Source organism: Paenibacillus sp. J31R98 (assembly GCF_056269245.1).
Map to the genome: position 1 here is coordinate 1,392,922 of NZ_JBWDNO010000001.1, position 26,688 is coordinate 1,419,609.

Genomic DNA, 26,688 nt, shown 5'->3' on the forward strand with positions numbered 1-26,688 from the left:
TGTAACTGTTTCGTTACCATTCTGTCATTCCTTTCGAGGCTGGTCTGGGTAATATGAAGTTGTAAGCCGGCCGTCGCTTAAAAACGAAAAGCTATTGAGGAGGAAATGAATATGAAAAAGAAAACCAAGAGAGCCGCAGCGTTACTGCTGCTGGCTGTTGTCGCCGTATCCGTACCGGCTATAGTGTCTGCAAATAGAGCGAATCAAGGTGAACAGGTAGTACCAATCGTTTCACAAGCGAATGAGGTTCATCAAACCGTCTATGAGAATACCCAGTATGGCTTCCGTTTCACGCTGCCGGACAGTTGGAAAGGGTACACGATTGTAACGGACAAATGGAAAGGACAAGATGCAACAAACGGTAAGGTCGTTGAAAGTGGCGCATCCATCAGCATCCGCCATCCCGAATGGACAGCTGACAAGCCTAGACAGGACATCCCGATTTATGTCTTTACGATCGATCAATGGAACGCACTTCAGCAGGAGAAATTATTCATCGGCGCAGCGCCTATGGGACCAAGCGAACTAACTCGCAATGATAAATACGTGTTCGCACTTCCAGCACGATATAACTTTGCCTACCCTGATGGCTACCAAGAAGTGGAAGATATCTTGAAGGACAAGCCTATTCAACCGATGTAATCGAATAGATAGAAAGAAGAATCCGCTGACACAGCGGATTCTTTTTCATTTGTGTTTTCAATCAGATCCTTTGGTCGCGAAAAGGAAGGAATTTACATGAATGATGGCGATGAATGTCTTGGCAGATTATGGATCAAATTTCACGTAATCATTTAGCAGGACGATGCAAGGTTTAAGCGCTGCCATTTCATTTGTGTCGTTGTTGACCCTGATGCCTTTAGAGGGTAAATTGGAGTATGAGAATAACCAGGCTATCGTTTGGTACTTCATACTTTGTATGAGCACTCGGGAAAGAAGGGAAACCTATGCATGAACGTCAGCTGCGTAAAGATGCTGAGGAACGCCGTCAAACGATCTTAGCGAGAGCTACTCAGCTATTCGCAGAGCATGGCGTTGAGAATGTGAGCATGCGTCACATTGCGCGGGAAGCCGGTGTTGGCCAGGGCACACTTTATAGAAGCTATTCTAATAAAGGGCAGTTGTGCTGGGATCTCATTGGTGAGAGCTGCAACCAGAACTATGCCAGGATAAATGACTATTTAGATAAACACAAGTCGGAACATTCTTTAAGGGAACAGCTCGAGACCGTACTGCTGTATCATTTGGAATCGCTTGAGACGCATTCTTCCGTTCTTGCGGCTATTCAGGCAAGCGGGGGAGGCGAAGAACAGGGAGGCATCCCTTTCTATTCTGAACATTACGAAACCATTCATGCGGTCATGGTTCGGCTATTGTCGGATAGTCAGGCTTCGGATGCGACACAGATTATTGATCCTGTGTTCTACGCGGACGCCATCATGGCAGTATTAAGACCTGATGTTTACATTTTCGAACGGAATCATCGCAAGCTCTCGCCAGAGGAGATTAAGCAGAGATTGTATAAGGTGTTCGTCGATCCATTATTCTAATCATAGAAAAACCACGCACAGGCACAGGCTTGCGTGGTTTTTTCATTATAAGATTGAGAAATTCTACACTCCGATATCATGTGTCGGACGACAATTCGGATTCCTCCGAGAACTCGCAGATGTATGCGAATGTAACTTTTTACCTCGCTGTATCGTCATTTACATGAGTGAATATTCAATTAAAAGGGCTTTGCCCAATAGAGAGGACTAATTTTTATGAGCATGAAACAAAAGAAACGCCTTGTACTCACACTTGCAAAAGCACTCCTTATATCTCCAATTGCTTTGTCGCTCCCATCCGGTCAAGCATCTGCCTCTGCGGCTCAAGCAAAGTTCAATATTACGGATCAAGCCTTCAACATCAATAACATCACAAGCCATATCGGTACGATCAACACCAATGGCTCCACGTATATTGCATTACGCAACTTGAATACAGCTCTAGGCTTGGAAACAAGCTTTGATAAAAGCGCTCAAGTCGCAACCGTTACCGGCCACAATCGAGTTATAAAGCTTGATCTAAAGAATAATACCGTTACATTGAATCGACAAATCATTGACGGCACGCGTGTCATCTTGCAAAACAATACGACGTACCTTCCGCTTCGTTTCGTCTTAGAACGGATGGGCTACGAAGTAACTTACGGTTCGGGAACCAAGCAAATCGCCATAAAAGAAATTGTGGAGAATAACCTGACCATAGAAGCAAAGTCGATAACCGATAGCAGCGGCGGCAAAAAGAGGTTGGTCTATTATCCTGTAATTTCCGGTTTAGGCAATGTCGATGTGCAAACGAAGATCAATGCGCTGTTAAAGCAAGATGCCGAGAAGAAGCTTGCAGCTTCGACGCAAAACAACGAATACGATGTCATCAGTAACAGTAATTTGAAAGGCAGCTTCCAGGTTACTTACAACGAGAATGGAAAGATAAGCCTATATATGAGCTACTCTATCGACTCAGGAGGCGCACATGACATCCAAGTCCGCATACCGTATACGTTTGATCTTACCACAGGCAATCAATTAACTTTGAAAGATGTGACCGCCGGCAAAGCTGATTATGTACAGGTCATCAATGAACAGATTTCTCAGCAGATCAAGGATCGTAAGCTAACTTTGCTGACACCTTTCCAAACGATCGAAGCTAATGGTGATTTCTTCTTAAGCCACAACGGCGTTGTCATTTACTTCACTCCAGGCGAAATCTTGCCAAATGCGCAAGGGATGCCGGAATTTGTCATTCCGTTCTCTAAATTTTAATTTGAGGCTAAGGTCAACCGGCAACAATGACTGGTCACTTAAGTTCTAAAAATAGAAAAAAAAGGAAGGAAACGGTCTTTGAATGGCGAATAAAATATTTTAATGCAACAGCATCACGATTGATAATAGGAATAAGGTGAAGAAAATAACCAAACTTATTAAACTACGTATACTAATGATCGGAGGGATTATTACCCTCCTTTTTATTTTTCTTGTCGGTCGAATCTATTGGGTGCAGGTCGTTAAAGCGGATTTCTGGATAGGGAAAGCGAAAGAGGTATGGTCGCAATCGGACACTCTGATACCGCAGCGCGGAATGATAACTGACCGCACCGGCAGCGTACTAGCGATGGACGTGACTGCTTACACTGTCGCCGTGAACCCTCAAGTCATACACGATTTAAAGATGGAGGAAGTTATTGTAAACAAGCTCAGCTCCATACTGGGCATCTCGAAATCATATGTCCAAAGTGTTGTAGAAGCCAAACAAGCGAATGGCAAGTTTTATCAGCAGCGCGAGCTGCACAACGGCGGTTGGAAGGTCGACAAAGCCGTTGCCGATCGAATCCTATCATTCCGTGAGGATCTGAGTAAGCAAACTAAGCACAAAGACAGCGGCATCTATTTAATCGACGAGAAGAAACGGTTCTACCCGAAGAATACCCTTGCGTCCCACGTGATCGGCTACGAAGATAAGGAAGGCAAAGCCATCATGGGGTTGGAAGCGTCACTGGACAGCCAATTAAGTGGCACAGAGGGGCATATCCAATATGAACGAGATGGCAATGGAGTCATCATCGATAATGGCAACGTCGATTTCAAACCGTCGATCGATGGCAAGAACGTGAAGCTCACGCTCGACATGAACATTCAGTATTATATTGAAGAAGCGCTAGAAGAAGCATTCGAAAAGTACCAACCGAAGAGTATTACGGCTATCGCCGCCGATCCGCAGACGATGGAAATTCTGGGCATGGCGAGTTTACCGAATTTTAATCCTAATACATATTGGACAGCGCCTCAGGCAAATTTCTACGACAATGCAATCAAGTCGCTGTACGAGCCCGGCTCCACGTTCAAGATCGTGACACTCGCGGGTGCAGTGGAGAATAACATCTTCAACCCCACAGCTACCTACAAATCAGGATCGATCAAGGTACCAGGGGATACGCTTCACGATATCCATCAGAACTGGGGTACGATTACGTATCTGGAAGGCTTGAAACGATCCAGTAACGTCGCGTTCGTCAAGCTGGGATACGAGGGTTTGAAGCCGGACAAGTTAATGAGTTACATTAACAATTTTGGCTTTGGTAAGAAGACCGGAATTGAATTACCCGGAGAAGCATCCGGGCGAGTCAATCCTCATTATCCGGTAGAGTACGCGACAGCCGCGTTCGGTCAAGGCAAGGTACAAGTGACTCCTATCCAACAGGTTGCCGCAGTCGCTGCCATAGCAAATGGAGGTAAGCTGCTTGTACCTCATTTGGTCAAGGAAATCGAAGATCCTGTATCGAAGAAAGTAGTCGTAACGAAGCCGCAGCTTGTCCGGCAAGTCGTTACTAAGCAAACGTCCGATCAGGTCGGCGAATATCTAGAACAAGTTGTATCTGACCGTGAAATTGGTTCAGGCAAGAACGCATATATTGAGGGCTATCGCGTCGCTGGGAAGACGGGGACTGCGCAAAAAGTTATACCGGGTACCAATAAGTATGCTGATGACAAATACGTCCTCTCATTCATCGGTTTCGCACCAGTTGGCAATCCGAAGGTCGTGCTCTACATTGTTATGGACGAACCGAACGACCGGCTAGCTTCAGGGGGGTCCGCTGTTGCACCGATTTTCAAGAAAATTATGTCGCAAAGCCTTAGCCACCTTGACGTTAAGCCGGTTCTAACGAATGATGACCGAGAAGGAGACTCTATTAAGGAATTAACCGTCGCAGTTCCAGATGTGACAAACCATACGCTGTCAGAGGCAAAGACGTCCTTAGACGCAATGAAGCTAAGTTATGTTAACGTTGGCACAGGCAGCAAGGTACTGAAACAGATCCCGAAAGCTGGCTCCGCCGTAGGACCTAATCAGAAGATTTACTTGCTGACGCAGGAGCAGAGCAAGCTAGAGGTACCGAGTTTGAAAGGTCTACCTCTTCGTGATGCCATGCAGATGTGCTCGATCTTACAACTACGCTGTACGGTGAGCGGAGAAGGTTTCGTCAAGTCACAAACGAATGCGAAGCTGAATGGGATCCCCGTGCTGCAGTTGAATTTGTTGCCGCCACAGGAGGATGTGCTTGAGAATGGGGATGTGACTGCCAAATAGAATCTGTGCTTTAATAAAGGAGTTGTATATTATGAATGAAAATGAAGGTACAGAAATAAAACGCTCATCGAAAGCAGAGAACATTCTACCTCAGATCACTAGTAACACTAAGCTAGGTGACTTACGAAAAATTGCAAAGGACATTAATAAAGATCACGAACTTGCAATGGAGCTTTGGTCAACGGAAGAGTTTTTGCCAAGATTATTAGCAATCTTAATTATGGATAAAAAACTTCTTTCACAAGAAGTGTTATTTATGCTTGATAAGGATATGCAGACTCACACTTTTGATGAGCGAAATAACATAATGGATTGGTTAATGGCTAATCAGCTCACCAAAGACAAGAAGACAATTGCATTGATGGAGTCATGGGAAAATAGCCCTTCTTCTCTTCAAAGGCGAGCTTTCTGGTATTATCAAGCACGATTGAGATGGACTGGACAAACACCTCCTGATAACACCGCATACTTACTATCTACATTAGAAGTTTGTATTACGAAGGAAGAACCCGAAGTTCAATGGGCAATGAATTTCACCGCAGGCTGGATAGGCGTTTATGATGAAGAGAATCGTGCACGTTGTATTAAGCTTGGTGAGAAAACGGGTCTTTACAAAGATGAAATTGTAGCAAAAGGATGTACTCCCAGCTATTTACCGGAGTTCATTACGATTGAAGTTAACAAACGAAATCATAATTAATTACCTTTGAAAAATTTATTAAACGCCGAACAAGTAAGCGGCATTAGACACCTAATAAATAAGCAGCCCATCTCTTGACGGAGAATGGGCTGTATTTTGTATAATAAATATTGAAAGCGGTTGCAAAGTAGAGAGGGCGGGCGATCGATGATTAATTTGCTTATAGTCGATGACGAAGAAACGACGCGCGACAGTTTGATGGAGCTCGTGCCCTGGTTCGACTGGGGGGTATCAGAAACGCGCTCGGCAGAGAACGGCATTGCTGCGCTGGCGCTTGCAGAGACTTTCAAACCGTCGATTCTGCTTACCGATATCCGCATGCCGAAGATGAACGGCATCGAGCTTGCGACGAAGGTTCGCGACCTCTATCCGGAATGCGAGATCGTGTTCCTAAGCGGCTTCTCAGACAAAGATTACTTGAAATCGGCGATCCAGCTGCATGCGGTCGACTACTTGGATAAGCCAGTGGATCTGGTCCAATTGAAAACCTTGTTCGCCAAGCTCGTCAAGAAGATAGCGGCAGCGGCCAGCAAAGCATCCGAAATCCCGTACAGGCGGGAAGAGATCGTCATTGACTTGATTTGCAACAAAACGGACCTCGCCGTCTGGACGGAGCGCGTCGACGCAGCGACGTTGCAATTGCACGGAGATGGCGCGTACAGGGTGTATACGCTATTGTTCAACTGGTCATCCGGCATAGCTGAGGACGAGAAGACGCTCATCAAGAAAAGGATCGTGCAGCTTCTGAATCAGCCGGATAACGTATATGAAGGCGGCGCTGGAGCGCCCTTCAACTATATTGCTGGTTTCGTCGGCGAAGGCTGCCTAGCCATCGCGGCGGGCGATGACGCCGCCCAGGAAGCGGAGTCTTTCGCGCGGCAAATGCTGAAGCGCGTGCAAGCGGCGTTCCCTTGCGCCTATACCTTATCCGCCGGCTGCAGCGAACGTTCGGAGAGGACGGATGCATTCTCTTCCCTCTATAAGGCGGCCTTCGAAGCGTCTAAACGGCAGTTTTACACCGGCAAGAACCGGGTTTATTTGGCGGCAGCCGGCAGCACGGCGTCGTCCGCGCACTACGAAATCGATAAATCCGCCTACCTGCGCTTCAAAAAGATGCTTCGAAGCGATCCGCCGGAAGCGATCCTGGATTACGTGAAGCAAATGACCGGGGATATCGCCGCGGCCGGCGACCCCGATACGAACAAGATCCGGAACCTGTATTTCAATCATCTGCGGCTGCTGTATGAAGTGACGATGCAGTGGGATGCGGCTGATTCGGGCGACGAACAAGAAGCGACGTACATGTGGCGCGAAATCGATACCCGGACTACGCTTGGCGAGCTCGCCGAGTTCCTAATGTCGAATATCGGGATGGCGATGCAGAAGCCCGAGAGCAAATCGGGCGGCATTGAGAAGATCGAAGAGATCAAGAAATATATCTCAAATCATTACGACAGCAATCAGCTGTCGATCCAAACGATTGCCCAACATACGTTTCTGAGCCAAACGTATCTATGCGCGTTTTTCAAGAAATCGACGGGCCGCACTTTAAACGAATACGTGACCGAGCTTCGGATTGAGAAGGCCAAAGCGCTTCTGCTCGACCGGAACAAGAAGCTGTACGAGATTACGGCCGAGCTGGGATTGACGGACACGAACTACTTCTCGACGCTGTTCAAGAAATACACGGGTACCTCACCTTCCGAGTATAGGATGAAGCAGCTCTATGAGAGTTAACTTCTACCGTGATTTAAACCTGCACTACAAGCTGTTTCTGCAATATTTGCTGCTGCTTGCCATCCCATTCACGCTGTTCATTGCCGTCAACTACCGCATTACTTCCAAAGATCTCGAGGAGCAAGCAAGCTATTCATCCCGGCAAGTGTTCGAGCAGAGCCGCTCCTACTTAGAGTACAAGCTGTACGTGGCGAAAAACTTCCTCACCATTCTGGCCTCCAATGAACGGCTGCAGGATATTTTGCATCGGAACGCCGACTATTACAGCAACCATTACGGGCTGTGGAGCTTCGATGTCGAGGATATCCGCAAGCAGTTTTACATCACGAAGCCGAGCGAAGATATCATCAAGACGAGCTTATATACGCCCCAGGCGGTTGCCGCGACCAATGAAACGGACGACGTAATGAGCACCAAGCGCATCGATGGCATGTCCTGGTATGAGAGCTTGAATCACAGCGTGACGACCTTCGAAATTTATCCGAACCGGATTCGCCTGAACGAGCTGAAGAATGAAGATATCCCGACGTTCACGATCGCCAGAAGCATCTTCAACAATGAAAGCTTCCAAAACGTCCTCGGGGTGCTTACCGTCGATATTCCCAAAGACATTTTCGCATCGATTCTGGATCGCGTCGCGTTCACGGAATCGTCGTCCGTATTCCTGACGAATAAGGACGGCAACGAGCTTGTGCGCTCTTCAAGCGCCAATGCGGGCAAGATGTCGTTCAAGAACGACATCCTGAAAGCGAGCACGACCGATCAGCTGAAGGAAGGCGTTTGGAGCAAGCGCACGCTCGGCGATGTCGAATATTGGGTCGGCGCACAGAAGGTCGAGAACACGGAATGGTACTTGATCAGCTTGACGCCCTATAAAGAAATATTGGGGTCGCAGAAGAAAGCGATGAAGCAAATGCTGCTCCTTACGTTTCTCATCGCCATCTTTCTGCTCCCGCTTGCGTTCCTCGCGGCTTCGTCCAGCACAAGGAGAATTCGCCGCCTGATCGCGCAGATGAAGAGCGTCAAGCAGGGCGATTTCGATATTTTCGTCCCGTATGAAGGTAAAGACGAAATCGGCGAATTGACGCGGAATTTCAAGTCGATGATCGCCAAGGTGTCCCAGCTGCTGGATGAGAAATACGCGCTCGGACAAGAGGTCAAGTCGATGGAGCTCAAAGCGCTGCAGGCGCAGATCAATCCGCATTTTCTGTACAACACGCTCGATCTGATTTATTGGAAAGCGATGCGCATCCAGGAGCAGGGCATCTATGAGCTCGTCCAGTCGCTGTCGAAATTCTACAAGCTAAGCTTGAGCAAAGGCGAGGATATCGTTTCGCTGCGCAACGAGATCGAGCACATAGTGGCCTACATCGATATCCAGAACGCAAGGTTCAAGAACGGGATTGCCCTCGTCATCGACATTCCCGAAATTTTATATGATCACCGGATGCCCAAAATAACGCTCCAGCCTTTGGTGGAGAATGCTATCATTCACGGCATTCTGGAAACGGAGAGTGAGACAGGGACGATCACGATCAGCGCGAGCGCCGCCGGCGGCAAGCTGACGATCAAAGTGACCGACAACGGCGTCGGCATTCCTCCGGAGCGCCTCCACGATATTTTCGCCAAGAATAAGACCGATCCGCATCATGGGTACGGAGCCGGCAATATCCATACGCGCATCAAGCTGCTCTATGGGGAAGAGTACGGCCTTTTGTACCGCCGCAACGAGGGGCCGGGCGTCTCGGCCGTTATCGAGCTGCCTTATTAAGCGAGGCCCGCATCCCGTGAGCCATCCGGCCGCGGCATGCGGCCTTTTTATTCTATGAGTGCCTCCAAAGGTGCGTAAGAAAAAAAAGAGATCGTAATTTTCCCTCGTAGCAGCGATTATGAAAACGCTTTATTATTAAGGCAGGCAAACAGACGAAGCGAGAGTTAGAGGTGGAGGCATGCGGGAAGTACGCCGAAAGAAAGGCTTTCTGTACGAAATCGTGAAAAACCGGATTCTCTATTTAATGTTCTTGCCCGTCGGGCTCTATTTTCTCGTACTTGCTTATCTCCCGATGCCGGGCATCGTTATCGCGTTTAAGGAGTACACGTACGACGGCGGCATCTTCGGCAGCAAATGGAACGGGATGAAAAATTTCGATTACTTCCTCGAATCCGGCAAGCTGTGGCTGGTGACGAAAAACACGTTGCTTTACAATCTGGTGTTTCTCACCGCCAGCACGATCCTCTCCATTATCGTCGCGATTATGATCGCGGAGATGGCGGGCAAATGGTTCAAAAAAACGGCCCAGACGTTCATGTTTCTTCCTTACTTCATCTCCTGGGTTACCGTCTCGGCATTCTTCTACAATATTTTCAACTACGATTACGGTGCATTGAACAGTTGGCTCGGCTCCTTCGGAGCGGAACGCATCGACATTTATTCAAACCCGAATATATGGCTGCTCCTGCTGCCGCTCTTCTATGTATGGAAAGGAATCGGATTCTCCAGCGTGCTCTATCTGGCCGCGATTATGGGGACCGACCAGGAAAGCTACGAATCGGCCAAAATCGACGGTGCGAATATGTTTCAGCGCATCTGGCATATTACGATCCCGATGCTGAAGCCGACCATCATTACGCTGGTGCTGCTCGGATTGTCGAGAATCATGCGCGGGGAATTCGATATGTTCTACCAGCTCATCGGCGATAACGGCCTTCTGGCAGACAAGACGGATATCATCGATACGTTCGTCTTTCGGTCGCTGGTCTTCGCTAACGACTTCGGCATGTCTTCGGCAGGCGGCGTCTATCAATCTGTTCTTAGTTTCTTCATCATCTATGCGGTCAATTGGCTCGTGAAGAGGTGGAATCGGGATTATGCACTTTACTAGAACTCGGACCAAGCAAGGGAAGGCGGGAATAAGCCGTGAAAATGGGAAAAGATGTCATCGCGTTCAATATCATCGCATACATGATTGTGGGCTTCGTGGGCATGGCCTGCATCTTGCCATTCATTATGCTGCTTGTCGGCTCGTTCCAATCGGAGAGCTCGATTCTGACGCATGGGTATTCACTCCTTCCGAGAACCTTTGACCTCGGCGCCTATAAGTTTATTTTTTTGGAGCCCGACAAAATCATCCACAGCTACCTGGTGACGATTTCATTAACCGTCGCTGGCACGGCGATCTCGATCTTTTTCTCATCGATGACAGCTTACGTACTTTCGAGAAAAGACGTGAAATACCGCGGAGGGATGGCGTTCTATCTATTCTTCACGACGCTGTTCAGCGGCGGCTTGGTGCCTTACTATTTGCTGATGTCCAACTATCTGGAGCTGCGGAACACCTACGCGATTCTTCTCTTGAACGGGATGTTCAATGTGCTCTATATCTTGATCCTGCGAACCTACATTTCGAGCAGCATTCCGGATTCGATCTCCGAATCGGCGAAGATAGACGGCGCGAACGACTTCTCCATCTTCATCAAGGTAGTCTTTCCGCTGCTGAAGCCAGCGCTCGCCTCCATCGGACTGTTCATCGCGCTCGGTTACTGGAACGACTGGTATACGGCCACGCTGTTCATTACCAAGGATAATCTGTATCCGCTCCAATATACGCTCTACCGGATACTGAGCTCGACCACCTTCGCGAAGCAGATGCTGCAGAACAACGGCGCCGCTTCCGTCATCGACCTGCCGGAACAAACCGTTAAGCTTGCGCTTACTGTCGTCGCGACGGGGCCAATCGTATTCGCCTACCCGTTCGTTCAGAAGTACTTCGTAGCCGGTCTCACGATCGGTTCCGTAAAAGGCTAGTCAGCCGAGGTTATGCCCGCCTTCAAAGCGGTTCTAACATACAGCACGATAAATAAATGGGAGGTTATACGAAGATGAGCCACAAATCAACAACGTTCCGTCTTGGTTTATCGCTTATGCTCTGCCTCATGCTCGTTTTATCGGCTTGCTCAAACAACAGCGGCAATAACAAGAACGGGAATGCCGGCACGGATGCGGCGAATTCAAGCAGCAATAAGGGCAGTAACACTAGCAGCGATTCGAATGCCGAAGCGACGAACACCGGAAACGATGCCGCCGCGAACGAGGAGAAGCCTCAGCTGGACAAGGTGACGCTCAAATTCGTTCTTCTCGGCGAAGCGCCGAAGGACAACGAAGCGGTTATGGCGGAAATCAACAAGAAGCTCGAAGCGGACATTAACGCGACGATCGAGCTGACGTACATTCCGTTCGCCGACATTAACACGAAATATCCGCTCGTGCTGGCATCCCCGCAGGATTGGGACGTTATTTTCGGTAACATCAATTACGGCTCGAACGCGTCCAAAGGCGGCTACCACGAGATCACGATGGATGACGTGAACAAATTTATGCCTTTGACGGCGCAGGCGACGTCTGAGGGACAATGGGCCGATGCCATCGTCAATGGAAAGATCTTCATGATTCCGCAGACGTTCAAAGAGCTGGACGTAGGCACAGGCTTCTACCGTGAGGATTTGCGCAAGAAGTACAACGTCCCTGAAATCAAGACGTTCAAGGACTTGGGCCCTTATTTCCAGGCGCTGAAGGACAACGAGAAAGGGATGCTTCCGGTTGACGGCTCGGCATCGGATATCCAAGGGATCTTCGGCGGATTGATGAAGAACTACGTCATTCGGGAGGCTCCGTACGTGACCGGCTTCTTCCCGGACGATCCGAACTACGTAATCACGGGCTTGCTCGACGATTCGTTCAAGACGAAGTTTATTGAAGCAGCGAAGATCATGAAGGATTGGGCGGACAAAGGGCTGCTGCCGAAAAATGCTTTCGCCCAGAAAACGGCGGCCTCCGATCTGGCCAAAGAAGGCAAATCCGGCTACTGGGCGAACGCGTTCGAAAACTATGCCCAGTACAGCTCCGATATGATCGCGAAGGGCTGGGAGCTTGGCGCCGTCAATAACATCACGGACAGCGGCGTCGTCATGACCCGCCCGGCGACGGGCAACGGCTTCTCCATGTCGCCGAAGACGCCTAACTACGAGCGAGCGCTCATGGCGATCGACCTGCTCCATCAAGACAAAGCGTACAACATGCTGCTTGCTTTCGGCATCGAAGGCAAGAATTATACGATTAACGGCGATGGCAAGCTGGTCGTGACGCAATCCGATCCGAATCCGTACCCGATGTACGGCGCGGGTTGGTGGTCCAATAACCGCGACCAATGGCCGCCGCTGGAGAGCTACACGCAGCAGTACATCGATACGAAGAACGCTCTGCTGGAGAAGGCGCAGCCATTCCTGCTGAACGGCTTTAACATCGATACGACGAATATCAAGACAGAGCTTGCGAACATCATGAACATCGACAAGCAGTACAGTGCTCCGATTCAGCTGGGGCTCGTGAAAGACGTGGATGCAGCGGTTAACGACCTCGTCGAGCGGTACAAGAAAGCCGGCGCCGAGAAAGTCGTGGAAGAAGTGAAGAAGCAAGCGGCGGCATTCGTCGCGTCGAAGCAATCGAATTAACAGGATCGGCAAAAAGGGCTTCTACCTCCTCAGGGTAGCGGCCCTTTTTTCTTGGGGAAGATTAGGTCGACTAAATATGCATACACTATTCTCGTTGACAATAACACGCAAATGGAGGATGACTCTTGGAGAAGATTGCAATATTTGGGTTTGGACGCATCGGCAGAATACTGTTGCGCGTGGCGCTTCAGGATAAGCTCTTCGTTCCGGTTTCTGTATCGGATATTAAGGACGAGGGGACGCTTGCTGCGCTGTTCGAAGTGGATTCAAACTATAAGCGTTGGCATGAGGACGTATCCGCCAAAGAAGGTGCATTGGTCATCGGCGGACGAGAGATTATTTATATGAATGCATCGCAGGAAGTGCCGGATTGGAAGGCGCTCGGTGTCAAGCTCGTCGTCGATTGCACAGGCCGTGCCGTTGTCCGTTCCGTCGCACAGGTACATCTCGACCGTGGCGCGAAGCGAGTCCTGGTCAGCGGGCCAAGCAAAACCCTCGACGATTGCGACGCTGTACTGCTGAAGGGCATTAATCTCGACAGTTTTGATCCTGACAAGCACCGAATTATAAGCGTAGCTAGTTGCACGACTAACGCTTTGGCCGCCGTCATCAAGCTGGTCAAAGAAAACTATGGGATCAAATTCGGCCTGTTCTCTACGGTCCATTCCTATACAAACACGCAATCGTTGACGGATCAGCCGATGCGCGACCGTCGGGACTCATGGGCGGCGGCAGAGAACATCATCCCGTCTTCCTCTGGCGCGGCCAAGGCCCTCAAGTTCATCTGGCCGGAGCTGCAGATCACGGGCAAAGCGTACCGCATACCTACCCGAACAGGCAGCATCGCTGAGCTTAACCTGATCACGGAGAAGCCATGCTCTGTGCAGGAAGTGAATGATATGTTCCGCCGCGCCTCGAGAGAAGGCGACCTGAAAGGCGTTATGGATGTACTTGAAGGAGAGTGGGCGTCGTCGCGCATTGTTGGTGATCCGCATACGTCGATCATCGATCTGCCGCTCACTCACGTGGAAGGTGAGCTCTTGTCCGTTGCGACATGGTACGACAATGAATGGGGCTTTGCTACGCGTCTGGCAGAGGTTGCCGCTTTCTTGGCGAATAAATAAAGGAAATTGCCTAACGTTGAAAAAAACCATTGTCCAATTCATTGGACAATGGTTTTTTTATCCCAATCCCGACAAGGGGCAGGGGAGAGGGAGACGCTTCAAATTATAGACTTGACATGTATTTCACTCTATCTTCTTCACTTAAAGTGTAGAATCTACTTGAGCCACGGACGATGGTTGTTCCATCGACAATACGTACGGAGTGTTCATTGTACGATTTAATTGTCGAAATAGGTCTCATACGCATTCGATCTTGGTAGGCTTCAATTGGTTCTTTATGCATCTTCGCTAATTCGAAATCTTGGTCAGTCTTTAGTTCTTGTTTCGCAGCGAATAGCGGTTTTTCATTTGCCATGATTAGGTTAACCTCTTTTCAAAAGGTACTTGTTAAAAAACTGTCCTTAACAAGTGTTAAGGACAGTTCATTGTGTATTACAGTTTTACAACATTTTCGGCTTGAGGACCGCGGTTGCCTTGAACGACATTAAATTCAACGCGTTGTCCTTCGTCCAACGATTTGAATCCATCTCCTTGAATTGCGGAGAAATGAACGAATACGTCATTTCCGCCTTCCACTTCAATAAATCCAAAACCTTTCTCTGCGTTAAACCATTTCACTGTTCCTGTTTCCATAATAAAATTACCTCCAAATTGTTATTAACATGCTTATTTGAAACAAAAAAACTCGCATATTGAGAAAGTTACCATTACACAAATGATCACTTTTTCAATATGTGAGTTTATGTCAAAGCTGCTTATGTAGTAATAGTAGCACACAAAAGTGTGATAAGCAAATTGTTCTTCTTTTTATATATGATATCCCGACGATAAGCTGGAAATCGCACAAAGAATATCGTTAACCCGTCTCACAAATAACATGATAATAAAAAACAGTTAAATAAAAAAGTTACTTTGTAATGAAATGGGGGAACTGTCACAATTATAGCCATATACAACAGGAGGCGAATGGCTATTAACAGACTCATCAAATTATTAGGCTCATGTGATCTCTCCGATGTGACTTCATTAAGAGCCTTATATAACAACGATAACGTTTATTCATACAACGGAGTCACGATCGTTTGCAATGAAACGCATAAATCAAAACCTGAATTTGTAAAGTTTACGCTTCAGATTCCCGCCCAGATGTTAAGCCTAGAACGCCGCGACAGAACTTTAGATGCATCAACGGCCGACTTTTGTTTGCGGGCTTTTGTTACTCTTATCGAAAAGATAGATATGGCACAAGAGCATAAGACAGGGAAAGAGAAGTTCACAGGCAAAATATACGTTCATGAACCTAACCAAAAAGTAATTGTCCGCAACAGCTGTTTTTTTAAAGATGACATGTTGAATCTCGCGATGGTCATCCGTTTCCCTGTGCACATGATGGCGAAACGGAATGTTGTTGCAGGCAAATTATCCGTAAAGATCGTGAGAAAGGAATTAGGAAAGGCGATCCGAGATTTTGTTGACTTCTTCGACCATGATGCCTGCGTTCAATTTAATATCGTGCATAGAAGACAGCTGGAAATCAGAGGTTTATTGCAGGAGCGGAAGCTTGTATGCTTTATAGCCAATAATAGTGTTCTCCCGCGGGGGCAAGGAGACAAACCGCTAAGCGAGGCTATTCCCTTTATTTCCCCGACTGAAGATGAAATCGAACTTACATTATCGGACGGCTTTGTTATTAAGGGAATGGGGATCGCCGAAGGCGTTACTGTTATAACTGGAGGAGGCTATTCAGGGAAAAGCACTCTGTTAGACAGTATGCTATCGGGCATTTACAATCATGTTCCCCAGGATGGGCGCGAATACTGCATAACCGAAGAGAAAAGCTGCAAAATCATCGCAGAGGATGGTCGCAGTGTAACTTCCCTGGACATTACTCCTTTTATACGGGATATTCCGCATTCCAATACCAAGGCTTTTAGTTCCAATCATGCCAGCGGAAGCACCTCGCAAGCGGCCAATATTATCGAGGCCATATCCTTCGGATGCAAAGCATTGCTGATTGATGAAGACCGAACAGCTACCAACTTTATGATACGCGATTCCCGTATGAAGCAAATTATTCAAGATGATCCCATCGTCCCTTTTACGGATCGCGTCCGTCATTTGTATAACAAAGCGGGGGTTTCGACCATTCTTATCATTGGCGGAACCAGTGAATATCTGGATTTGGCTGATAATGTGTACATGATGAAAAACTATACCCTGCATAACTTTAATCGCGAATTAAAGCCTTTCAGGCAACATTCATATGAATTCTACGGAAGAGAAGATGAACATGAGGTGCAGTGGAAGCTGGAGAGATGGGTGAAAACGGACTCTCTCTCCACCTTCAAAAAGGATGCGGAGAGTAATCGGATCTTCGAATATGTGAATGTCGGCAGTAATATGATTCATCTGGGTAAAGATACGGTGGATGTTTCTCGCTTGGATACGATCATTTCACAGCAGCAATTAGCGACAATTGCTTATATAATCCGATATTTGGCCAACCGGACGAGGGAACCGAGATTCAATCTATATCATTCCGTTCAAGAAGTATTCGCCCTTCTCTCCGAACAAGGACTTGATGCCATATATTCAAACAGCTTTGACATTCCTCATGACCTGGAATTACCCGCGTTGCACGATGTTCTGTTTTCTTTCTCCAGAATGAGTTCGCCGGTATATGAGTTAGAGTAGAACGACAAGAAGTTCACAAAAAAAGAACCCGCTGCTTCTATTAAAGCAGCGGGTTCTTTTTTAAGTTAGGCAAGCTCTTCTTCAAGCTTACGCAGGGATAAAGGGATACTTCCTGACGAACAGGAAAAGCTGTGAGTGAATGATATCAGATGAACCAACCATGTAAATGTACATTGCACAGCCGAATAAATAACGGTTCAACACATAAGGAGTCACCGATGTTAGATAAGCGCTTATATTTATCAAAGATGAGCATCTTTGAAGTATTGACCCCGGATGACTTGGCGGAGCTTGATCATATTTCGCCGATGACCCATTTTAGTCCAATTCCTAAAGGAACCTTAATACAAACGCCTGAAACAGCTAAAGACGGTCTGTTTTTTCTTAAAGAAGGTAAACTTCGTTTGTATAGAACGAATATGGAAGGTAAGCAATTCACACTAGCCATTTTGGGCAAAGGGAATATTTTCGGAGAGATTGACACGTTCTCTTTTGGGACGAAAGAACTTTATATCGAAACGATTGAGGAAACCTTAATTTGCTCGGTGCCAAAACAAGATTTTGAACATTTCTTGGCAGAGCGTCCGTTACTCGCCATGAAAATGCTAACGGAATTGAGCAAGATTCTTAAGGAGAGGGACGGCATGCTCGAGAAGATAGCGCTTGGCGATGTCCGGGATCGCATTCTCCATTTATTACTCAAGCTATCTGAACAATTTGGAATAGAGGATGGAGAGTATGTAAGGATTGACTTGCCGTTAACGCATCAGGAAGTTGCGAATATGGTTGGGGCCACACGCGAGGCGGTCTCTGTGATTCTGAAGACGCTAAAGAGGGATAGTGTTATTCAAACAGGTAGGAAATCGATATCCATTTCGCCCGTAAAAGTAGCTGAAATACTGGAATTGACTTATTCGTAGATCGGCGGGCTTTTGATTGCAAAAAAATAGCGATTGAACGAGGGAATTCCCGTTCAATCGCTATTTTCTTTCTAAAGCAAATGCATCCTTATGTGAACTGTGGCTAGTGTGCTTATCCTAATTTGATGCCGATCGATGCATTGTCATCAGGTGTTCCGAGCCAATACCCGTAGGCGATGGCTACTTTAACAAAATGGTTCAATACTTCTGGAGAAGGAGGACCCAGTGGAACCGAATCGGTTGGACGGCCGATTTCAACGAAGAAATCTCCCATTTTCGCAGTCGATGCGACTACCAATTTCACAGTTTCATTGGTGGAATTTCTCCATGCGTGCTTTACGTGTCCCGGAATGTCAACCGTTTGACCAGCTTGAACCGTTTGCCAGCTGTCATCTGTAAATGCTTCAAGTTGACCCTCGAGTACGACAAAGGTTTCGCGGTCATCATGACTATGAACTGGAACGACCACACCTGGCGGAACTTCCGCTTCCATAAGGCTGTAATCCCGATTATTCGCTAAATCCGTTAGAAGTTTGATACGTGGTCCCATAACATCCAAAAATGTTGACATCATTGTATTCCTCCATCAATGTAATTTTTTATAATCCCCTGCTTGATTCCTATCATAGTGTCTTGCTATCTATTTATCTGTAATCTGTTTCACAAATAGTGTTACGCCTTACTTAGCGCCGTAAGTATCTGTAAATGTGTTCATTTTTATTCGGTTTTAACCAGATGTAATCTGGATTACAGATGCAGAAATTTTGGTAGTTTATGATGAATATATCAATTTAATAGTATGACAATAAACAAAGCGCCGAACTGGCGGGAGAACAGTGAGGAAACTGGGGAATGTTTAAGACGTACGATGCGAAATATAAAAATGAGATCGTCGATCTGATTCTGTTCGTTCAAAATTCGGAATTTCAACTAAATATCGGTATCGAGGAGCAGTCTGATGTTCTTGACATTCCAACGCATTACTTGGCTAAAGGAGGAAACTTCTGGGTTGCATTAAATGAAGGCGGAAACGTAATCGGATCGATTGGATTGCAGCAACTAACGGAAGACATTTACATCTTGAAGAAGTTTTTTATTTTTAACGAATACCGGGGTAACGCGGGGGCTATTCAATGAATTAGTCATGTACGCGAAGCAACAGGGTATAAAGACGATTATCTTAGATACGCCTTCCATAGCGACGCGATCGCATCGCTTCTACGAAAAGAATGGATTCAAGGTAATATCCAAACATGACTTGCCGGTTTCTTATGACTATCCGGATCGGGACTCATTACTTTACCGATTGGATTTGTAATATCGAGGAGGTAATTTGAATATGCAGTCACATTTGCGATTATCGTCGTCCAAGCTTTTCGCGTCGCTCCCAAGTGAAATATTAAATGAGCTAGATCAATTAGTTTCCATAACGGACTTTCATTTTCTGAATAAAAAGACTGTTATTCAAACACCAGGGAACGAAAGGGTTGGCTTGTCCTTCGTCATTGAAGGAAAGCTGCGCCTCTATAAAACAAATTCGTCCGGAAAGCAATATACGGTCGGGATACTGAGTCCAGGAAGCATGTTTGGTGAGAGCGATTCATTCTCACTGGGGACACATGGGAATTATATTGAAGTCATGGAAGACGTATGTTTTTGCTCAATTCCGAATCAGTCTTTCGAAAATTTATTAGTGAAATATCCGGAGCTGATCGTACGAATTTTGAAGGAGTTAAGCACGCGATTGAAAGAGCGGGACGAGATGTTGGAGATAATTACCTCAAAGGACCTCCGAGGTAAAGTTCTATTCTTCATGTCGAAATTATCATCCAAATTGGGCATCGATAATGGAAATCAAGAAATCGATCTGCCCTTAACTCATCAGGAGCTTGCTAATATGATTGGTGCTTCACGAGAAGCTGTATCCGTTATTTTACTAGAGTTGTCCAATGAAGGCATCATAAGTACAGGACGGAATTCAATCATTGTACATAAAGATAAACTGAATGAAATTAGAAAGCAGAATAGTAGTCCTTACCGCTTGGATTTATGATTTTTGAACCTTTGGTAAGCTAGATTACAGATATATGTCCCTTGCTGAGCTAAGATGAGCACATAACAAGGAGGGATGCACAATGAATAGAATTGAAAATCAAGCGCATTTCAAGCGGAGAAATAAAAATGATGGAACAGGTTAAAACCAGGTTTTCACTATTATCGCAATTCAAGATATTTGAGTCGCTCCCAGCGGAAATCATTCATGAAATCGAACAGTTGACTAAGGGAACAAACGCCTATACGCTGCACAAGAACGCCATCATTCAAACGCCTGGTAACGAGAAGAATAGCTTATTTTTCGTCATCGCTGGCAAACTTCGGTTATATAAAACCAATCCGGTCGGTAAACAATATACGGTTTGCATTCTTAGCGAGGGCGGGATGTTCGGCAGAGTTGAATCGTTTTCTCTGGGCACAAGCGAAACTTACGTGGAAACGATGGAAGAATCTGTGATTTATTCGATACCGTCGGAACAATTCGAACCGCTTTTAAGCAAACATTCGGAACTCGCTTTGCGATTTTTATCGGAAATGAGTACGAGATTGCGAGATCAGGATGAATTAGTAGAAAAGATGGTCTTTAGAGATCTTCGAGGTAAAGTGCTTTACTTTCTCATCCGGCTTTCAAAAAAATTCAGCGTGGAAGTAAACGGGTATCGCAAAATAGATATTCCACTGACTCATCAGGAATTGGCTAATATGATTGGAGCTACAAGAGAAGCGGTATCTCTTGTATTGCAAGAGCTATCCAATGAGGGAATTCTTGTTACCAGCCGAAGAACGGTCATGATTCATATCGATAAAGCCATGGAAGAGTTATCTTGATTGATTTTTCTATAGGATTAATTCTCCTTCCGTTACAGGCTGCTAAAGTAATCTACATTACTGAGAAATCATTCATTTAGGGTTATGATTACTTCATCCTTTTGGAGGTACTAGAGGAGCCTCAGCTGCAACCGAAAAAGGGAAAAATAACTTTTTGACATAAAAGGAGATACTCATCATGACAACAACTAAAAAACTTCTTTCCACATATAAACTAGGAAATCTTACCTTGAAAAACCGAGTAGTACTTGCCCCGATGACTCGCGTATCTGCGGAAAAGAATGGAAATGCAACCGATAGAATGGCGCGATATTATGAAAGCTTTGCTGCGAATGGATTTGGTCTTGTGATTACCGAAGGAACATACCCAGATGAAGAATACAGTCAAGCATATAGCGGGGAACCAGGAATCGCAAATGTCGAACATGTCGGAGCATGGAAGCAAGTAACTGAAGCTGTTCATGCAAAGGATGGTAAAATTATATTGCAAATTGCCCATGCTGGTGCGCTCTCAATGGGTAATATTTATAAAAATGGGACTGTAGCACCTTCGGCTGTGAAGCCATTAGGTGAGCAATCACCTGCATTTGGAGGTACTGATGGCGATTATTTAACCCCGAGGGAGCTTACGCTAGAAGAAATCAAAGCAATCATAGCCGGTTTTGCGGAAGCAGCTTTAAGAGCCGAACAAGCAGGGTTCGACGGGGTAGAGATACACGCGGCAAGCGGTTATTTATTGGACGAATTTTTGACGGATTACACAAATCTACGTCAAGATGAATATGGCGGACCAATTGAGAACCGTGTTCGTTTTGTAACCGAAATTATTAGAGCCGTCAAAGAGAAAGTTGGTCAACGTATTGTTGTCGGCGTTCGAATATCGCAGGCTAAATCCAATTACTATCTGCACAAGTGGGCGAACGGTGAAGAAGACGCCCGAATCATTTTCGAAGCCATTGGCGCAGAAAAGCCTGATTATATCCACGTCACTGAATATAATGCCCATGCACCGGCCTTCGGAGATAGCGGTTCAACGCTAGCTGAATTAGCGAAAAAATATGGAAATACAGCTGTTATTGCTAATGGGCAACTGGATCAGCCAGCGGATGCCGAAAAGGCGCTGGATGCAGGTTCAGATTTAATTTCACTAGGAAAAGCCGCATTAGCTAATCATGACTGGGTGTTCAAAGCAGAGAATGGTCTTCCGATGGGATCATCTTTAGACAATATTTTGGGTCCTACACCTAATCTAAAGGACGAAGAATTGTATGGGCATGCGGTGTAAAGAAAAGAACTATTTGAAATCGTTCAATGGACAAAATAAGGAACATGGAAATGATGTCCACCAGACAATTGGATAGGGTAGTTGAACAGAACCTTATTATGAGGTTCTGTTTTTTTGCTTCATTCTGCCCTACATACAGTATGCGTCCGTAATTTACACAGTTAGTTAGCTAAATGTGTATGGCGTCAACTACACAAAAGCCAAGTCAATAGAATAAGCGCAGGAGCATTTGGGAACCTTTAACAGGGATCACCTTAAATGGATGAGAAGGAAATTGTGCTAAAAAGGAGGTTAGATCTTGGAGAATTTATTGCATATTTATCTTAAAAAGGCGGAATTGAATTATGATTTGAAAGTTAAGCCTCTGAATTTAGGGGCAGATTCTTTATGGATGGTGTACTATGAGTCGATCGTACATTATCAAGAAACGATGGATTATATTTGGAATTCCGATATTAAACCTACTTATGCGTTCAGTGATATTTGTATTCGGCTAAATGGCGAAGAATTGGAATCCGAGGAAATGAATGACCTTAAGCAAAATCTTGTTGTTTTAATTGATACGAACGGTGAACGGGCATTCAGTGTTCCCGGCAAGCTTCGCAATTTGTCTAAGGCGATTGACAAGGCACAGAACGAATCCTTACCGCTTGTTTCCGCGATCGGATTTGTGGAATCGTTAAAGACCAATATCGGACTCTTACGTAATGAAAGCAATTCCTCGGACATTCTAACGGAAGGCTTTACTTTCTCTGGAGATTCAACGAAAGAGGCCGCTCTGATCTACCACTCTAAGAGGGTGAATAAGGAACTATTAGACCAAATAAGAGGCTGTTTAGTGAGAGCGGCAGATAGGGATATTCAGAATGGACAAGAACTGGCTAAAGTATTGGGATGTAATCGATTTAACATTTTTCCGCCTTACTTCAAAACAGAGGTTCCGCTCCAAGCGCTTGCATCCATCTTGAAAGGCAGGGTGTTATTGATTATTGATGGAGAGCCCGTATCCTATGTGCTCCCGCTAATATTTAGCGACTTTATAGCGCTGGAAGCTGATAAACATCTCCCTTTACTCATCATGCTCGGTCTTCGGAGCATGCGTATGCTCAGTTTATTGATTGCTCTATTGACCCCTGGACTCTATGTTGCATTGGTCTCCGTTAATCCAGAAGCATTGCGCACCGAGCTTGCGCTGTCTGTTGCAAGCAGCCGAGTCGGAATTCCAATGCCTACATTTCTGGAAATCCTGTGTTTATTAATTATCAGTGAGATTAGCATTGAAGCAACGCAGCGATTGCCCAATGTCATTGCTTCTACCGTTAGTATTACCAGTGGTATTGTGCTTGGAACAGCTATTGTAGATGCGAAGCTTGTAAGCAGTCTTGTCATCATCATTCTATCGATATCACAAACCGCCAACTTTGCGTATGCCAACTATCTGAACTCGTTTGTCGTTCGACTCATGAGAGTAGGGATCATCATCCCTGCAGGAATGTTTGGCGTATTTGGCTTGTTCGGTGCCTTTATCGCGATATGCTTTTATGCGTGCGGCATTGAACGTTTCGGTGTACCCTTCATGAGCTTCCTGGACACACGAAGATTAAGACAAACCTAGAATTAGGAAGGTGACACAGTTGATAAACCGGATGAATTCCAATCTGACCATCCCAATATTCTTCTTCGGAACTCATTGTGGTATCCTTTTTCTGTTATTTCCTAGGGCGTTGTTACGCACAACGAAGCATGGTCATTGGGAAGTGTCTTTACTGTACGTGCTGATTGAATTCATTCTTCTCGTCATTTTGATCAAGGGATTAAATAAAGCCGGTGATTTAGATTATGCGGACTTATTTCTGCCGCTCGGCAGATGGATGAGTACCTTGCTGTTGCTTCCATTAATTTCGTACTTGCTCCTAATTGGGATTATGGGCATTCGGGGCTTCGCTGAACTGATGCAAATCGTCTTCGTGATCCGATCACCCTTATATTCTTTACTTCTTCTGCTGTGCCTCATCGCTTATGTAGGATCATCCATTGGTTCCAAAGGAATCTTAAGGGCTAGCACTTTACTGTCTTTATTATTTTTGCCGTCCCTTTTTTTTGCATTACTCGGTTGCTTGAAGAATTCGACGCTCGAGAACATTTACCCGCTTATGAATACAAGCTTCGACTTTATGCAAGAAGGGAAGTTTCTAATTCCTTTATTCTCGATCTGTCCTTATCTCTTTCTGGGCATGCTTCCGCCAGTAAACAGAGTTCGGATGAAACCGATATTGCTTACATTGGTGCCGCTAACTGTTGTTTATATAGCTATTGCTTACATTCCCATCCTTATTTTTGGGGCTAATGCTGCTACGCTTATGAACTACCCTCTGGCAACAAGCGTTGATTCAGTCAATATTACATGGACGTTGTTCAATCGGATTGCCTTATTCTATGCCGCTGCATTAATGGGATTTGTTATGTTAGTCACTTCATTCGTAATCTGGTCAGCCGCCGTATTAGTGAGGAAAATGATACCCGTGTTCAACGAATGCTACATCAGGCCTGTACTTAGCTTGCTTATTTTTGTCATAGCCATGATAATTCCAACCTGGAATTCGTACGTGCATATCTACGAACATGATATTGGGTTCCGCCTCTCTATCTTCTTCGTCATCCCCGTGGCAGTCTATATTCGAGGTGGCTTCATTCAGCGGAAGGAAAGAAAGAAGGGGATCGCGAGTGATACGTAACAAATTCTATATAGGAGCTTTATTGATCGGATGTGCGACATTATTAACGGGCTGTTGGGACATCAAGGATCTCAATCATCGCGTTCTTCCTGTCGTCATGGGCGTTTCTTATGGGACAACACATAAATATCGCGTCCATATTCAAGTTCCTCTCCCTGAGCGGAAGCGTCTCATCTCTAAGGTCTATTACAAGGAGGCTGATACCTTAAGTAAAGCGCTTTCCGACATCGATACGGACATTGAAGCGGGTATTGATTTCATGCATGTGCAATTAATCGTAATTGATCGCAAAGTTGCTGAAGATGGCATTCAAGATGAAATTGCGTTCGTCCTTAGAAGCGAGCAAATTCCGAGCAAAGCACTATTGGCGATCACTTCGGAAGATATGCAGACTCTCTTGGCACACACGGGGAATATTATCCAAAATGAAGAGAGTGCACTTATTAACTTTTTCAATAAGAACGCCGGTTGGAGTCCTGAGATTAATTTGGCCTACATTTGGAGTACCTTTGCTGCCATCCATTCTGACACCGAAGACATCACCATACCGATACTTCGATCGGGGAAATCAACGATGTTGGAATTTTTAGGTTCAGCAGTCATGGCCAAAGGTAAAATGAAAGGTGAAATTCAGAAAGAACAATCTCTAATGATCAACTTATTTAAAGAGTTGTTCGAAGGCTCTGTGGTCCAAGTAACTCAACAGTCAAGCGTTTCTATCGTAAAATGCAAAAATAAGCTGCATAGTGAATGGAGGGAGAATCGTCCTTTACTACGCATGAACATGCGGCTCTCTCTTCACCTGATCGAGAAGGATGAAAGGCTCACTGACAATGAGATAGAAGAGGCTTTTGCAAACGATATTAAAATCCGTTATGAGAAATTATTTAACCGGTTAAAATTGCTTGGATCCGATGCTCTAGGATCGGGGCAATACTTCAGAAACTCGATTCCCTTTAATCAGCTGCCAGAATGGCGTCAGTTGTATTATCCCAAACTAGAAACTGATATTCATGTCAGTTGCATTATTACGAACAGTGGAGATATTACGGATAATTAACCTTTGCAATATTTGGTGGGCATGAGTTCGGTACATCGAACTCAGTTACGCGTCATTAGGAGATGAACACAGTGAGCCATGAAAAACTCAGTGAAGAGGTGACATTGTCTGTTCTAGAAGGGAAAAAGAAGCTCATCATTCTATGCTACCTAGGATTAAAAGGGAAAAAACGGTTTACAGAACTTAAACATTTAATCCCTGACATTTCGCAGCAAATGCTGACAAATCAACTAAGGGAACTAGAGGCAGACGAACTGGTTTATCGAGAGGTATTGCCCGTTGCTCCACCTAGAGTAGATTACTCATTGACTGAAAAAGGGGACAGCTTATTGCCAATCTTAAAAAAGTTGGAGTGGTGGGGCAAGAACTATTTGAAATCGTTCAATGAACAAAATAAGGGCTTTGATTGCGAAAAGGAACTAACTTTGTCAGTGATAGAAGGCAAATGGAAACTAAACATTTTATGCCATTTGAGGTTCAAAGGAACAAAAAGATTCGCGGAACTTAAAAGTTTAATCCCTCGCATTACGCAGAAAATGTTAACCCAGCAGCTAAGAAAGTTAGAAGAGCATGGATTGGTTCATCGAGAGGTATATCCGGTTGTTCCTCCTAGAGTCGAATATTCCTTAACTGAACAAGGAGAAAGTTTAAAACCGATTCTGGATATGTTGGACGAGTGGGGTAAGAGCTATTCTGTCAAAGGCTCTCATTAGTCTACTTTTATATACTATGACCAATAAAAGTGCCTACTCCCTGAAAGCATTTTTAATATGTATGATGGTTCTTGTGTCCATACTTGCATAATCAAGAAATGGTAAGAAGGAGGTTATGGGACTAATTGGATGCGCGGCGCATTATATTCTAAGCACTTTCTGAGTAGTCTATTTTAGTGGATACATTTGCTGTTTA

General features: G+C 45.5%; 25 protein-coding genes and 1 pseudogene. 23 read left to right on the forward strand and 3 right to left on the reverse strand.

The window, feature by feature from the left end:
- The first annotated feature begins 111 nt into the window (after positions 1 to 111).
- The 11 genes from AC0YNX_RS06190 to AC0YNX_RS06240 all read left to right on the forward strand — a co-directional run bounded on the left by AC0YNX_RS06190 (position 112) and on the right by AC0YNX_RS06240 (position 14,202).
- Entirely contained in the window at positions 112 to 642 is a 531-nt protein-coding gene (locus AC0YNX_RS06190) for a hypothetical protein (protein ID WP_475814753.1), read from the forward strand.
- Positions 643 to 947: 305 nt separating this feature from the next.
- Complete coding sequence (locus AC0YNX_RS06195; protein ID WP_475814754.1) at positions 948 to 1,550, forward strand: TetR/AcrR family transcriptional regulator; 603 nt, start codon at positions 948 to 950, stop codon at positions 1,548 to 1,550.
- Positions 1,551 to 1,766: 216 nt separating this feature from the next.
- Entirely contained in the window at positions 1,767 to 2,810 is a 1,044-nt protein-coding gene (locus AC0YNX_RS06200; protein ID WP_475814755.1) for a stalk domain-containing protein, read from the forward strand.
- Positions 2,811 to 2,985: 175 nt separating this feature from the next.
- Entirely contained in the window at positions 2,986 to 5,133 is a 2,148-nt protein-coding gene (locus AC0YNX_RS06205; RefSeq protein ID WP_475814756.1) for a penicillin-binding transpeptidase domain-containing protein, read from the forward strand.
- Positions 5,134 to 5,164: 31 nt separating this feature from the next.
- Positions 5,165 to 5,833 carry a DNA alkylation repair protein gene (locus AC0YNX_RS06210; protein WP_475814757.1) on the forward strand — a complete coding sequence of 223 codons (669 nt, stop codon included), beginning with the start codon at positions 5,165 to 5,167 and terminating at the stop codon, positions 5,831 to 5,833.
- Between the two features lie 120 nt (positions 5,834 to 5,953).
- Entirely contained in the window at positions 5,954 to 7,570 is a 1,617-nt protein-coding gene (locus AC0YNX_RS06215; protein ID WP_475814758.1) for a response regulator, read from the forward strand.
- On the forward strand, positions 7,560 to 9,341 hold the full coding sequence (locus AC0YNX_RS06220) for a sensor histidine kinase (RefSeq protein WP_475814759.1): 1,782 nt from the start codon (positions 7,560 to 7,562) through the stop codon (positions 9,339 to 9,341). Before AC0YNX_RS06215 ends, AC0YNX_RS06220 begins: the two co-directional genes overlap by 11 nt.
- Positions 9,342 to 9,519: 178 nt before the next feature.
- Positions 9,520 to 10,452: an ABC transporter permease gene (locus tag AC0YNX_RS06225; RefSeq protein ID WP_475814760.1), complete on the forward strand. Its 933-nt coding sequence runs from the start codon at positions 9,520 to 9,522 to the stop codon at positions 10,450 to 10,452.
- Between the two features lie 41 nt (positions 10,453 to 10,493).
- Positions 10,494 to 11,375, forward strand: a complete 882-nt coding sequence (locus AC0YNX_RS06230) for a carbohydrate ABC transporter permease (RefSeq protein ID WP_475815193.1) — start codon at positions 10,494 to 10,496, stop codon at positions 11,373 to 11,375.
- Between the two features lie 74 nt (positions 11,376 to 11,449).
- Entirely contained in the window at positions 11,450 to 13,078 is a 1,629-nt protein-coding gene (locus AC0YNX_RS06235; protein WP_475814761.1) for an ABC transporter substrate-binding protein, read from the forward strand.
- 125 nt (positions 13,079 to 13,203) lie between these two features.
- Positions 13,204 to 14,202 carry a type I glyceraldehyde-3-phosphate dehydrogenase gene (locus tag AC0YNX_RS06240; RefSeq protein WP_475814762.1) on the forward strand — a complete coding sequence of 333 codons (999 nt, stop codon included), beginning with the start codon at positions 13,204 to 13,206 and terminating at the stop codon, positions 14,200 to 14,202.
- 103 nt (positions 14,203 to 14,305) lie between these two features.
- On the opposite strand, the gene AC0YNX_RS06245 is transcribed toward AC0YNX_RS06240, so the two are convergent.
- Positions 14,306 to 14,557 (reverse strand): hypothetical protein, encoded by a 252-nt coding sequence (locus AC0YNX_RS06245; protein ID WP_475814763.1) that lies wholly within the window; start codon positions 14,555 to 14,557, stop codon positions 14,306 to 14,308.
- 77 nt (positions 14,558 to 14,634) lie between these two features.
- On the reverse strand, positions 14,635 to 14,835 hold the full coding sequence (locus tag AC0YNX_RS06250; RefSeq protein ID WP_078496932.1) for a cold-shock protein: 201 nt from the start codon (positions 14,833 to 14,835) through the stop codon (positions 14,635 to 14,637).
- 333 nt (positions 14,836 to 15,168) lie between these two features.
- Here AC0YNX_RS06250 and AC0YNX_RS06255 point away from each other — a divergent pair, with 333 nt between their 5' ends.
- Together AC0YNX_RS06255 and AC0YNX_RS06260 are read left to right on the forward strand one after the other, a co-directional pair.
- Complete coding sequence (locus AC0YNX_RS06255) at positions 15,169 to 16,896, forward strand: P-loop domain-containing protein (RefSeq protein WP_475814764.1); 1,728 nt, start codon at positions 15,169 to 15,171, stop codon at positions 16,894 to 16,896.
- A 218-nt stretch (positions 16,897 to 17,114) separates the two neighbouring features.
- Positions 17,115 to 17,816 (forward strand): Crp/Fnr family transcriptional regulator, encoded by a 702-nt coding sequence (locus tag AC0YNX_RS06260; protein WP_475814765.1) that lies wholly within the window; start codon positions 17,115 to 17,117, stop codon positions 17,814 to 17,816.
- Between the two features lie 112 nt (positions 17,817 to 17,928).
- Here the strand turns inward: AC0YNX_RS06260 and AC0YNX_RS06265 are convergent, their stop codons facing one another.
- Complete coding sequence (locus AC0YNX_RS06265) at positions 17,929 to 18,390, reverse strand: cupin domain-containing protein (protein WP_475814766.1); 462 nt, start codon at positions 18,388 to 18,390, stop codon at positions 17,929 to 17,931.
- Positions 18,391 to 18,668: 278 nt separating this feature from the next.
- On the opposite strand from AC0YNX_RS06265, the gene AC0YNX_RS06270 reads away from it, so the two are divergent.
- From AC0YNX_RS06270 to AC0YNX_RS06315, 10 genes and pseudogenes are all read left to right on the forward strand, one after another.
- Positions 18,669 to 18,953, forward strand: a complete 285-nt coding sequence (locus AC0YNX_RS06270) for a GNAT family N-acetyltransferase (RefSeq protein WP_475814767.1) — start codon at positions 18,669 to 18,671, stop codon at positions 18,951 to 18,953.
- Between the two features lie 7 nt (positions 18,954 to 18,960).
- Positions 18,961 to 19,134, forward strand: a complete 174-nt coding sequence (locus AC0YNX_RS06275; protein ID WP_475814768.1) for a GNAT family N-acetyltransferase — start codon at positions 18,961 to 18,963, stop codon at positions 19,132 to 19,134.
- A gap of 21 nt (positions 19,135 to 19,155) precedes the next feature.
- Positions 19,156 to 19,869, forward strand: coding sequence for a Crp/Fnr family transcriptional regulator (locus AC0YNX_RS06280; protein ID WP_475814769.1), 714 nt, complete (start codon positions 19,156 to 19,158; stop codon positions 19,867 to 19,869).
- Positions 19,870 to 19,961: 92 nt separating this feature from the next.
- Complete coding sequence (locus tag AC0YNX_RS06285) at positions 19,962 to 20,699, forward strand: Crp/Fnr family transcriptional regulator (RefSeq protein WP_475814770.1); 738 nt, start codon at positions 19,962 to 19,964, stop codon at positions 20,697 to 20,699.
- Between the two features lie 178 nt (positions 20,700 to 20,877).
- A complete protein-coding gene (locus AC0YNX_RS06290; RefSeq protein WP_475814771.1) occupies positions 20,878 to 21,984 on the forward strand; it encodes an oxidoreductase in 1,107 nt (368 codons plus the stop codon).
- A gap of 298 nt (positions 21,985 to 22,282) precedes the next feature.
- Positions 22,283 to 23,599 carry a spore germination protein gene (locus AC0YNX_RS06295; protein WP_475814772.1) on the forward strand — a complete coding sequence of 439 codons (1,317 nt, stop codon included), beginning with the start codon at positions 22,283 to 22,285 and terminating at the stop codon, positions 23,597 to 23,599.
- A gap of 31 nt (positions 23,600 to 23,630) precedes the next feature.
- Complete coding sequence (locus tag AC0YNX_RS06300) at positions 23,631 to 24,719, forward strand: GerAB/ArcD/ProY family transporter (protein WP_475814773.1); 1,089 nt, start codon at positions 23,631 to 23,633, stop codon at positions 24,717 to 24,719.
- Positions 24,709 to 25,779: a Ger(x)C family spore germination protein gene (locus AC0YNX_RS06305; RefSeq protein ID WP_475814774.1), complete on the forward strand. Its 1,071-nt coding sequence runs from the start codon at positions 24,709 to 24,711 to the stop codon at positions 25,777 to 25,779. Before AC0YNX_RS06300 ends, AC0YNX_RS06305 begins: the two co-directional genes overlap by 11 nt.
- Positions 25,780 to 25,841: 62 nt before the next feature.
- A pseudogene (locus tag AC0YNX_RS06310) lies at positions 25,842 to 26,144 on the forward strand (winged helix-turn-helix transcriptional regulator); the annotation flags it as partial.
- A gap of 6 nt (positions 26,145 to 26,150) precedes the next feature.
- A complete protein-coding gene (locus AC0YNX_RS06315) occupies positions 26,151 to 26,492 on the forward strand; it encodes a winged helix-turn-helix transcriptional regulator (protein ID WP_475815194.1) in 342 nt (113 codons plus the stop codon).
- Positions 26,493 to 26,688: the final 196 nt, after the last annotated feature.

Excerpts from the sequence above, each read along its gene's own strand:
- AC0YNX_RS06190 (WP_475814753.1), top strand. The coding sequence starts at position 112 with ATGAAAAAGAAAACCAAGAGAGCCGCAGCGTTACTGCTGCTGGCTGTT.
- AC0YNX_RS06195 (WP_475814754.1), top strand. The coding sequence starts at position 948 with ATGCATGAACGTCAGCTGCGTAAAGATGCTGAGGAACGCCGTCAAACG.
- AC0YNX_RS06200 (WP_475814755.1), top strand. The coding sequence starts at position 1,767 with ATGAGCATGAAACAAAAGAAACGCCTTGTACTCACACTTGCAAAAGCA.
- AC0YNX_RS06205 (WP_475814756.1), top strand. The coding sequence starts at position 2,986 with ATGATCGGAGGGATTATTACCCTCCTTTTTATTTTTCTTGTCGGTCGA.
- AC0YNX_RS06210 (WP_475814757.1), top strand. The coding sequence starts at position 5,165 with ATGAATGAAAATGAAGGTACAGAAATAAAACGCTCATCGAAAGCAGAG.
- AC0YNX_RS06220 (WP_475814759.1), top strand. The coding sequence starts at position 7,560 with ATGAGAGTTAACTTCTACCGTGATTTAAACCTGCACTACAAGCTGTTT.
- AC0YNX_RS06225 (WP_475814760.1), top strand. The coding sequence starts at position 9,520 with ATGCGGGAAGTACGCCGAAAGAAAGGCTTTCTGTACGAAATCGTGAAA.
- AC0YNX_RS06230 (WP_475815193.1), top strand. The coding sequence starts at position 10,494 with ATGGGAAAAGATGTCATCGCGTTCAATATCATCGCATACATGATTGTG.
- AC0YNX_RS06235 (WP_475814761.1), top strand. The coding sequence starts at position 11,450 with ATGAGCCACAAATCAACAACGTTCCGTCTTGGTTTATCGCTTATGCTC.
- AC0YNX_RS06245 (WP_475814763.1), bottom strand. The coding sequence starts at position 14,557 with ATGGCAAATGAAAAACCGCTATTCGCTGCGAAACAAGAACTAAAGACT.
- AC0YNX_RS06250 (WP_078496932.1), bottom strand. The coding sequence starts at position 14,835 with ATGGAAACAGGAACAGTGAAATGGTTTAACGCAGAGAAAGGTTTTGGA.
- AC0YNX_RS06255 (WP_475814764.1), top strand. The coding sequence starts at position 15,169 with ATGGCTATTAACAGACTCATCAAATTATTAGGCTCATGTGATCTCTCC.
- AC0YNX_RS06260 (WP_475814765.1), top strand. The coding sequence starts at position 17,115 with ATGTTAGATAAGCGCTTATATTTATCAAAGATGAGCATCTTTGAAGTA.
- AC0YNX_RS06265 (WP_475814766.1), bottom strand. The coding sequence starts at position 18,390 with ATGATGTCAACATTTTTGGATGTTATGGGACCACGTATCAAACTTCTA.
- AC0YNX_RS06270 (WP_475814767.1), top strand. The coding sequence starts at position 18,669 with ATGTTTAAGACGTACGATGCGAAATATAAAAATGAGATCGTCGATCTG.
- AC0YNX_RS06275 (WP_475814768.1), top strand. The coding sequence starts at position 18,961 with ATGTACGCGAAGCAACAGGGTATAAAGACGATTATCTTAGATACGCCT.
- AC0YNX_RS06280 (WP_475814769.1), top strand. The coding sequence starts at position 19,156 with ATGCAGTCACATTTGCGATTATCGTCGTCCAAGCTTTTCGCGTCGCTC.
- AC0YNX_RS06290 (WP_475814771.1), top strand. The coding sequence starts at position 20,878 with ATGACAACAACTAAAAAACTTCTTTCCACATATAAACTAGGAAATCTT.
- AC0YNX_RS06300 (WP_475814773.1), top strand. The coding sequence starts at position 23,631 with ATGAATTCCAATCTGACCATCCCAATATTCTTCTTCGGAACTCATTGT.